The organism is Amycolatopsis sp. NPDC047767 (genome assembly GCF_040704195.1).
In the GTDB taxonomy this organism is placed as follows: Bacteria; Actinomycetota; Actinomycetes; order Mycobacteriales; family Pseudonocardiaceae; genus Amycolatopsis.
The window spans coordinates 24,745-34,205 of sequence record NZ_JBEYSJ010000061.1; the positions used below are offsets into that span (position 1 = coordinate 24,745).

Annotated in this window: 8 protein-coding genes; 2 read left to right on the forward strand and 6 right to left on the reverse strand. The window is 64.6% G+C overall.

The window, feature by feature from the left end; all coding sequences use genetic code 11:
- Window position 1: 1 nt before the first annotated feature.
- Genes AB0878_RS48110 through AB0878_RS48130 form a run of 5 tightly spaced genes read right to left on the reverse strand, consistent with a single transcriptional unit; the run spans window position 2 to window position 5,320 of the window.
- Entirely contained in the window at window positions 2-973 is a 972-nt protein-coding gene (locus AB0878_RS48110) for a substrate-binding domain-containing protein (RefSeq protein ID WP_366590083.1), read from the reverse strand.
- On the reverse strand, window positions 960-2,096 hold the full coding sequence (locus AB0878_RS48115; protein WP_366590085.1) for a mandelate racemase/muconate lactonizing enzyme family protein: 1,137 nt from the start codon (window positions 2,094-2,096) through the stop codon (window positions 960-962). Before AB0878_RS48115 ends, AB0878_RS48110 begins: the two co-directional genes overlap by 14 nt.
- 43 nt (window positions 2,097-2,139) lie before the next feature.
- Window positions 2,140-3,396 carry a hypothetical protein gene (locus AB0878_RS48120; RefSeq protein WP_366590088.1) on the reverse strand — a complete coding sequence of 419 codons (1,257 nt, stop codon included), beginning with the start codon at window positions 3,394-3,396 and terminating at the stop codon, window positions 2,140-2,142.
- Complete coding sequence (locus tag AB0878_RS48125) at window positions 3,393-4,193, reverse strand: ATP-binding cassette domain-containing protein (protein ID WP_366590109.1); 801 nt, start codon at window positions 4,191-4,193, stop codon at window positions 3,393-3,395. The genes AB0878_RS48120 and AB0878_RS48125 overlap by 4 nt, the downstream gene beginning before the upstream one ends.
- Window positions 4,194-4,237: 44 nt before the next feature.
- The gene (locus AB0878_RS48130) at window positions 4,238-5,320 is read right to left on the reverse strand and encodes a substrate-binding domain-containing protein (protein ID WP_366590090.1); all 1,083 of its coding nucleotides are present in this window, start codon (window positions 5,318-5,320) and stop codon (window positions 4,238-4,240) included.
- Between the two features lie 568 nt (window positions 5,321-5,888).
- Here AB0878_RS48130 and tcmP point away from each other — a divergent pair.
- Window positions 5,889-7,184, forward strand: coding sequence for a three-Cys-motif partner protein TcmP (tcmP, locus tag AB0878_RS48135; RefSeq protein ID WP_366590093.1), 1,296 nt, complete (start codon window positions 5,889-5,891; stop codon window positions 7,182-7,184).
- Between the two features lie 42 nt (window positions 7,185-7,226).
- Window positions 7,227-8,327, forward strand: a complete 1,101-nt coding sequence (locus tag AB0878_RS48140; protein WP_366590095.1) for a three-Cys-motif partner protein TcmP — start codon at window positions 7,227-7,229, stop codon at window positions 8,325-8,327.
- A gap of 1 nt (window position 8,328) precedes the next feature.
- Here the strand turns inward: AB0878_RS48140 and AB0878_RS48145 are convergent, their stop codons facing one another.
- Window positions 8,329-9,090 (reverse strand): phage Gp37/Gp68 family protein, encoded by a 762-nt coding sequence (locus AB0878_RS48145; RefSeq protein ID WP_366590098.1) that lies wholly within the window; start codon window positions 9,088-9,090, stop codon window positions 8,329-8,331.
- Window positions 9,091-9,461: the final 371 nt, after the last annotated feature.

Below are 9,461 nucleotides of genomic sequence, written 5' to 3' on the forward strand. Positions count from 1 at the left end.
TTCAGGTGTTCGCGGTCGCGGCCGTCCGTTCGAACACCCCACGCTCTCCTGCCCACTGCTCGAACTCCGCGAGGTTGTCCGCGGTGATCACCCGCGGTTCGAGTCGCCGTTGGTTCCGCTCGAGTCGCGCCGGGTCGAAGCCCTGCAGCATGAGTGCGTCCCCGGTACCCAGGCGGGCGGCCATCGCGATCGCCGCGGCCGCGTAGTAGCCGAAGTAGTACTCGCGGATCCAGATGCTGGCGAACACGGATCCACGCCTGATCGCGGCGGCGGTCTCCGGCAGCATGTCGTTGCCGATGATGGCGACCTCCCCGGCACGGCCGGCTTCTTCCACCGCCGCCGCTTGGACAGAGGCGTGGTAGCCGTAGACGCCGTAACAACCCGCGACGTCGGGGTTCTCCGCCAACAGCCTACGGACGTTCGCGGCCGCGAGGTCCACGCGCTCGCCATCGTCGTCCCCGCCGACCACCTCGATGCCGGCTTCCGCCATCGCCTCCCGGAACCCGCGGAGCTTTCCCCCGGCACCCGGAGCCTTGGCAGAGCCGGTCTGTGCCAGGACGCGCGATCCGGCCGGGACCCGTTGCGCCAGCAGCCGACCGGCCTGCCGACCCAGCTCGATCGGCGTCGGCATGCCGACATACAGCGCGCGCCCGCAGCGGGGGGCGTCGAGGTCGAACGTCACGACCGGCACGCCGGCGTCCGCCGCCTCCGCGACGACCTGATCGAAGGCGGACTCGCGGGTCGCGACGAAAGCCAGACCGTCCGCGCCGCCTGCGACATGGCGCCGCATCGCCTCCACCTGGTCGTCGACCGACTCGTACTCTGGAGCCTCGAAGACCACGTCGAAACCCCAGCGTTCAGCCGCGTCACGCCAGCCGGCGTTGACCATGTCCCAATACGGACCACGGTTCTTCTCGATCACCGCGATCTTCAGCCTGCGCGCCCACCCGCTTGCCCGCTCAGGCGTATTCATAGCGCACCGCGGTCGATTCCAGGTCGATGCCGAGTGCCGACTCCGAGCCGATCCCCAGGCCTGGCAGGTCGTTCACGTTCGCCATGCCTTCGACGATCGACACACCGCCAGAGGCGACGATGTCCTGTTCGAACAGCGTGTGGCACGCGACGCCCGTGTAGAGCGGGTTGCGCGACGCCACGGCGAGGTGGGCGACGGCGGTGTTCGCCACCTTCATCTCGTTGATCTCGTCGACGATGTAGTCGACGTTGTGTGCCTCGGCCACGCGGATCATCTGCTGGCACTTCTGGACGCCACCGACGCGGCTGATCTTCAAGCTCACGATGTCGGCGGCTTCGGCCTCGATCACGCGGTTGAGGTCGGCCACGGTGCGGATGCCGTCGTCGGCCATGACCGGGAACCGGGTCGCGCGCCGGATCTTCGCCAGGCCACTGAAGTCGTTGGCCAGGACCGGCTGCTCCAGGATGATCTTCTGCTGCAACGGCACCTCCCTCTCCAGGACTCCGGCGATGAGGAGAGCCTGGTTCACCGACCAGGCCTGGTTCGCGTCCAGGCTGAGCGTCGCGCGGTCTCCGATCACAGGGAGCAGGGACCGGACGATGTCGAGGTCGTATTCGGTGTCACCGCTCATCTTCTGCTTGAAGAACCGGTAGCCCTGCGACATCAGCCGGCCCATGTCACTGGCTGTGTCCTCGTAGGTGGCCGGGGTGATGTGGGTGGGCACGCCGTCGTGCATCCGGCCGCCGAGGAGCTGGTACATCGGAATGCCGAGGATCTTGCCGGCCAGGTCGTGCAACGCGATGTCGATGCCGGCCTTCGCCGCGACGTTCCCCGCCGGTGAGTAGCGGTCCATCATCGTGTTCGCTTTGGTCAGCTGCAACGGATCCAGGCCGACGAGTCCCGGCTTGAGCAAGTCGATCCCACCGAGGGTCGAGGGCGCTGTCTCACCGTAAAGCCCGGGACAGTGGGCGGCTTCGCCGATGCCCACGATGCCTTCGTCCGTGTGAATCTGCACGATGACGTTGACCTGGGTCTCGTCCTTGACGTAGTACCGCTTGTCCTTCATGTACTCGGGCCGATAGTCGGCCCGCACGGCCGTGCCTGTGATGTCGGTGATTTTCACGTGTTCCTCCCTGGAGTTGCTGCTGGAATTCGCCGGTGCGCGGTCAGGCACTCGCGCGCCGGCGCGAAATAGAGTCGACGATCACGGCCGCGACGAGCACGGCGCCGATCACCATGTACTGCAGATCGGACACGAGGTTGAGGAGGTACATGCCGTTGTAGATCGACCCGATCACCAGCCAGCCGATGACCGCGGACCAAGCGCTGCCCCGGCCGCCGAACAGGCTGGTGCCGCCGATGACCGCCGCCGCGATCGAGTACAGCAACAGCGTGCTTCCCCCGAGGTCCTGCGAGGCGGCGCCGACGTAGGACGCGGACAGCACACCCCCCGCCGCCGCCATGGCCCCGGAGATGGCAAAGACGGAGATCCGGATCCGGTTGACGTTGATGCCGGCGCGCCGCGCGGCTTCGGCGTTCCCGCCGACGGCGCGCACGCGCTGGCCGTATCGGGTCTGGGTGATCACAATCCAGAAGAAGACCGCGAGCACCAGGAAGATGATCAGCGCCAGCGGAACACCGACCGCGCGGTTGAGCTCCCAGACCACGACGAACAGCACGACGGCCAGGCCCGCCACTTGGACCACCAGCAGGCCGATCGGCGGCGCACTCACCCCGGAGCGCACGTGCCGCCGCCTGCTGATCAGCCCCATCACCAGGAAACACAGCACCGCGACCACTGCGAGCGCGTAACCTGCCACCGGCGCGAGGCTGCGGCCCTCCAGCTGTGAGATGGTTCCGCCGAAGGGGAACAGGATCGTTCCGGTCTTGCCGAGGAACCTCAGTTGCAGGCCGAGGAAGAGCAGCAGCCCACCGAGCGTGACGATGAACGAGGGGACGTTCAGGCGCGTGCGGATGAATCCCTGCAGGGCACCGAGCACTCCCCCGGCCGCGACGGTCACCACGATCCCCAGGAGAGGGTTCCAGCCGTTGTTCTGGACGAGGACGGCGAGGATGGCGGCGCCGAGGCCGCAGACCGAGCCGATGGACAGGTCGACCTCGCCGATCAGCAGGACCATGACCACGCCGAGGGAAATCACGCCACCGTAGGAGATCTGACGGGCGAGGTTGTGCACGTTGTCGTCGGAGAGAAACCGGTTGTTGACGAGCTGGAAAACGATCCAGATCAGCACGAGGCCGAGGTAGACCGACAGGCTGCCCACGTCGCCCTTGCGGATCTGCTTCATCCTGGCGCGGACGAGGTCCCCCAGCGTCGGCGCGGCCGGCTCGAGAGGCGGTGGATCTGATTTCGGGGCAGTCGTCTCGGCGTGCGGGAGTTCTTCGACTGTCCGTTCCGGACTCATGCGAGGTCACCTCCGGAGGTGATGCCGTGCAGCTCCCGGCCGGCGCCGGGGTCCGCGGACGAGGTCAGGCCGGTGATCGCGGAGACCACCTGCTCGTGGGTGGCCTCCGCTGTGGAGAAATCCCCGGCATTGCGGCCCAGCCGGAGCACACAGATGCGATCGGCGACGGCGAACACGTCGGCAAGGTTGTGGCTGATCACCACGACGCCGAGGCCACGGGCCTTCAACCGCCTGAGCAGCTGCAGAACCTGCGCGGTCTGGGCCACCCCCAGGGCCGCCGTCGGTTCGTCCAGAAGGACGACCTTCGGCTCGCCGAGGATCGCCCGGGCGATGGCGACGGCCTGCCGTTGCCCGCCCGAGAGATCCTCGACCCGGGCCAACACGTTCGGGATCCGGGCGCCGAGGCCTGCCAGCAGCGCTCGCGCCTGCTTCGCCATGTCGATTTTGTCGAGCAACCGGGCGGTCCGGCCGGCGCCTGTCAGTAACTGCTCGCGCCCGAGGAAGAGGTTGGCGACGACGTCGAGGTTGTCGCACAGCGCCAGATCCTGGTACACCGTCGCGATCCCGAGCCTGGCCGCGTCTTGCGGTGTCGCCACCGTCACCGGATTTCCTTCGAACGTGATCTGCGCGGAGTCGGCGGGAGACACCCCGGCGATCGCTTTGATCAGCGTGCTCTTGCCGGCGCCGTTGTCGCCGACCAACGCGACGATCTCGCCCGCCCGGGCCTCGAACGCGACGTCCTGCAGCGCTCGCACGGCACCGTAGGACTTCTCGGTGCGCGCCAGGGACAACAGCACCCGGCCGTGTCCGTTTTCATGTTCCGTTGTCACAGCTTCGCCCTTCACCCGGTGATGCCGGCTCGAGCGCACGCGTCGGCCGCGCCGCCACCGCACACTTCGGCCGACGTCGCGAACCCGTCGGCGATGACCGTCGACTTGATGTTGTCGACGGTCACCGCGATCGGCGGCAGGAGCTGCGTCGGCACTTCATCGCCGGTCGCGTTCTTCACCATCGGCGCCGGTGGCAGCGGCTTGCCATGCGCGAGGAGGATGGCGATCTTGGCCGCCGCAGTCGTCTCGGCCTTGAGGTTCTTGTACGTCGTCATGTACTGGGTGCCGAGCACGATGCGCTGCAGACCCTCGTCGGTCGCGTCGAGTCCGGTCACCGGCGGAATCGGCGAGATGTTCGCCTGCCTCATGGCGGTGATCGCCGCACCGCCCAGGGTGTCGTTGGCGGCGTAGACACCGACGATGTCGTGCGCCCCGATCTTCGCGATGGCCTGCGTCATCTCCGTCGTGGCGTTGGTCGGCGACCACCCGTCGGTGTCGTACTCGGCAGCGATCTTGTAGCCGGACTTGTCGAAGACCTCGTGCGCACCCTGTTTGAAGAACGCTCCAGTCGTGTCCGGCGCGCCGTTGATCATGACGATGTTGCCCGAGCTGTGGCCGGCCGCCTGCATCGCCTTGATCATGGCGTTCGCCTGGGTCTTACCGACCTCGACGTTGTCGAACCCCGTGCGGTACGCGAGCGGACCACCCGCCGTGCGGTCGTAGGCGACCGTCGGAACGCCCTTGGCCTTCGCCTCCTGCACGATCGCGGCCGAACTATTCACGTTCGCCGCGTCGAGCACGAGTACTTGCGCACCCTGCGCCAGCGCCGACTCAGCTTGCTGCTGCTGCTTGTCCGCCGCGTTCGCGGCATTGAAGTACAGCACCTTGCAGCTGGAATCCTGGGCCTTCACGGCATCGAGGAACAGCGGGTGATCTTTTGCCTCGTAGCGCGGCGTCGTGTTCTCCGGCAACAAGAACGCGATCGTGCACCCACCCTCGTTCGACCGCGACGGCTGCACCTCGGCCGCACACGCCGACGCGCTCACCGCGACGGTCAACGCCATCAACACCGTGGACAAGCAGGCTCTCTTCATTGACAGCTCCTCTGGCTGGCGCATGCTCTGCTCCGGGGACCCGCGCGTCGATTCGTGCGCGGCCCTGCTCGCCGGACAGTTTCATCAGCCGAGCCGAGTTCTGTCAACACCTAAACAGAATTCGCCGTAAGAACCTGATTCGGCGAGATACTTATGTTCACACTGCAAGATTTTCGGACATAACTGCAATCTGGCGTGGACTGCCGCACCCCGTCGCCAGCCTCCCGAGGGCACCGCACCCTCGACGCTCACCGAGACTTGGGCGCGTGTAGCTCAGCGCACTGGCAAACGGCAGCGATGAGCCGTCAGGCGTGGGCGTTACATGCGACACACGCATATGACCATCAGCACCACCCGCGACCCAGTATGACCAGAGGCGATGCTCTGCCAATCTCGCTGGAGCCCCGGGAATGACCAACGATCGGCCAAAAATTCCGACCAATCCGTCAAATGACCCTGACCCACCTCCTCAACAAAGAAGCGGTTGATCAGATCGTTATCGAGGCACAGTAGCGTATTCCTCCCCACAAGCGAACAACGAGATGATCAGCTCACGGGGAGGCCAGCAGTGACGCTTGAAGGTGAATCCGCCGATCCGGACATACTTTCGACGGGCCTCGACGACTACGCCATCAGCGGCGAGGCCGGAGGCGACGAGGTCGCCGGCTCGGATGACCCGTTTTTTGTGTCAAAGAAGGCGGCCGCCGTCTTCAAGCACAAGCTTCTCAAGACGTACTTCCCCAAGTTCGCCGGCAAAACCGCGTCAACCGAGGCAGATAAACGCCTCGCTTACGTCGACACCCACGCGGGCCGCGGCGCATACGACGACGGCACAGCAGGCAGTCCGCTACTCGTGGCACAGGACGTCGCAGGCCTGCGCCAATCGAGGCAGATCGATTGCTTCTTCATCGAAGCCAAGAAGTCCAACTACGAGCGATTGACCCAGGTACTCGCGAACAATATGCCAGCCGAGGCACGCTGGCATGTCCGCCACGGCCGAGCGAGCGACCACCTTCGCGAAGCCGTGGATTTCGCCGGCAACGCACCATTGTTCATGTTCATCGACCCCTACGGCTTAGGTCCCACGTTCGATGAAGTCGTCGCCGTGCTCAACCGGCCCCGAGAAGGGCATGGGAGCAAGACGGAGGTACTGCTGAACTTCATTGCGATGGCCTTCAGCCGCGCCGGAGGTTACCTCCGACTCACTGATCCCACCCCCCAGCAAACAACCACTCTCGAGCATCTCGACGCCGTACTGGGAGGCGACTGGTGGCACGACATCTACCTGTCGTCGGACACGACCGCCACCGCCGTCGCGGAGATCGCCAAGGGATACGCCGATCGGATTAACAAAAAGACCGGTTGCGCCTGGACTCTCATGCCAGTCAGGGATCGCGCGCACAAGCAGCCGATTTACCGCCTGGTTCACTTCACTCGCCATCCGGACGGACTATGGGAGATACGAGAAGCGGCGGCGCAGGCCGGCGCGGCGTGGAGGAAGTACTGCAGCCCGCCACCCGCATCTGACGAAGGCAGCCTGTTCACACTCGAGGACCCGTTCCCGGCAGAAGAGGAAGCTCGCCAAGCTGGGTGGATCGACGCCATTGAACACAACGCCCGAGAACTCCTCGCACGTCGCGGTGAGATCGTCTTACCTCGCGACGCCCACGAAGTATTCGGTCCGGAGACCTTCGGCCAGGCGTGGTTGAAGCATCTCCGACAGGCGCTCGTCCGGCTCTTCAAGGAAGGGATCCTGGAGCCCAAACCGTTGGCCAGGGAGCTCTCGAAATACCGCGGGCATGCGGTACAACCCGACAGCTTGAGGCGGTCGAAGGCAGTTGAAGTACTCCCTCCTCAGGTGTAATCTAGTCACTATGTGAAGTTTTAAATTCGCTGTGCGTTACATATGGGGGATCACGCGCCCGTCAGCGGTCCGGTGCCGTGGAAGCGAGCAGACCACACAGGGGCCAAGCACGACATCTACCGTCGCTACCTCGAGCGCTGGTTCCCGATCCTACTGGCCGGATCCAACGCCTACCCGTCGGCAACTTACGCCGAAGGGTTCGCTGGCCCGGGTGTTTACGAAGGTGGCGAGCCGGGTTCGCCGATCATCGCTATCCAGGCGCTGCTCGACAAGGTCCGCGATCCGATACCTGTAGTCAAGATGATCTTTGTGGATGATGACCTGCGCTGCATCGACACCTTGAACAAGCAGTTGACGCTCAAGTTTCCCACCCGCCCGCGGAGCGCGGAGACATTGAGGGTCAAAGTCAAGGCGGGTACTTGCGTCGAGAGGCTCGAGCCTGAACTCGACGCGATGCAGGCCTGGGGGCAGCCAATCCTGGCTGTCCTGGATTCCTGGGGCAACGTGCCAGTCACGTACCGGCTGCTCGAACGGTTGGCGCGCAACCAGTCGTCAGAGGTCATCATCACCCTTGGCACACAATCGTTCATCCGCTTCGTCTCAAAACTGGGTCCAGAGGCCGACGAGGTATTCGGAGGTGATCCGAGCTGGCGCCAGATCAACACGATGGCGACCGGTCAGGCGAAGCGCCAGCACATCCTCACCTGCTACCGACAGACATTGGCCAGAGCAGGCTTCAAGTACCTCCTCGACTTCGAACTGATCGACACTCGCGGAGAGTCCCTGTACCTCGTGTTCGGCACCAACCACCGCCGCGGCCTGGAGAAGATGAAGGATTCGGTCTGGGAAGTCGACCGCGTCTACGGCGTCGGCTTTCGCGATCCACGAGACGAACAGGCGCAGACCCTCTTCGAGCTCATTGATCCCGTCCTGGCACCGCTGGCACGACTACTGCTCAACCGGCTGAAGACAGCCCCACCGAGCGGAATGCGAGTCGAGGAACTCCGAAACTTCGCCCTCTTCGAAACAGTATACCGCCCCGAGCACGTCATCCGCACCCTTGCGGATCTTCGCGCCGACGGACGGATCAGCAGTGACGAAACACGTATCTTCCGGCGCAGCATGGTTCGTCTCGCAGGCTGATTTACCGCCCAGCGACGATGGCAGCCGGCCGGGCCGGCATCCCGTCGTAGGTCCGGCCGTCCAGTTCACGACCCAGCGATTTGGGCCGAATGCCGCCCCATTGCTTGTGGAAGAACGGTACGTCGGCGTCAGCACAAGCGTCGCGGATGTCGCGAACCCAGTCGGCGTCACACGAGCGGGCGCCCGGGCCGGATTCGCCGCCTGTGATCACCCACCCGATTCCAGACAACGACAATCCCTTGAGCGGCCCTAGAAGTGGTTCGGCGGAAATGAATCGCATCGTAGCGGGGACTTCACGCAAGTGATCCACACGATCCAGCTGCTGCTGATTTTCGACCGATACCCCCATCCAGAGATTCTCCGGCCAGTCCAGCTTGTCCGCCACACGCCTCAGCTTCAGCGATCGCTTCGTGAGGATCTGATAGGTGTGCTGCGGGGTCTCAGTGATGACCGCCAGCACGTCCCGAATGAACCCAATCGGCACTTTGGCGTGGAACAGATCCGACATCGAATTCACGAACACCAGGCGAGGCTGCCGCCAGCGGTACGGGAGCGCGAGGGCGCCCGGATGCAGTGCCACACCGAACCCCGGGCCCGACGTCTTCGGGTTGCCGTCGGTCTGATACTTCGCAGCACCCATCGCCTTCAACCGCTTCGCGAGCGTGAGCGCGTAGCAGTTATCGCAGCCGGTCGACACCCGATCACAACCCGTCGTCGGGTTCCAGGTCGCTTCCGTCCACTCGATCGCACTGCCGTCAGCCATGCCACGTCACTCCTCGCAAGATTCGCCACGAACACTAGAGGCACCAGCACCGGCACTTGCCAGGTGACCCGCGCAGCCCTCCCGAACGGTCGATCGCGTTCACTCACAGCAATGAACGCCAGCGTAGAACACGTGTTCGACAGTTACAACACTCACCGTAAACGGCATCGCCGCGCGTTGCCTATATCACTGTGGGGGCGACACTTCTTCGAGATGTGCACAGCATGCGCAATCAACGCCTCAGACCAGCACCGACAAGGAACCCTGACGCAGCCCGGGTCTGCTCAGGGTTTGGTTGACACCTGATGTGTGAGGCTTCGGCCTTGCTTGGAAGGATGTCATCGTGCCCAAGCCCTATCCCCGTGAGTTCC

What these genes read in the sequence shown, in the direction of transcription:
- AB0878_RS48130 (WP_366590090.1), bottom strand. Translation starts at nt 5,320, where the DNA reads ATGAAGAGAGCCTGCTTGTCCACGGTGTTGATGGCGTTGACCGTCGCG.
- AB0878_RS48120 (WP_366590088.1), bottom strand. Translation starts at nt 3,396, where the DNA reads ATGAGTCCGGAACGGACAGTCGAAGAACTCCCGCACGCCGAGACGACT.
- AB0878_RS48140 (WP_366590095.1), top strand. Translation starts at nt 7,227, where the DNA reads ATGGGGGATCACGCGCCCGTCAGCGGTCCGGTGCCGTGGAAGCGAGCA.
- AB0878_RS48145 (WP_366590098.1), bottom strand. Translation starts at nt 9,090, where the DNA reads ATGGCTGACGGCAGTGCGATCGAGTGGACGGAAGCGACCTGGAACCCG.
- AB0878_RS48110 (WP_366590083.1), bottom strand. Translation starts at nt 973, where the DNA reads ATGAATACGCCTGAGCGGGCAAGCGGGTGGGCGCGCAGGCTGAAGATC.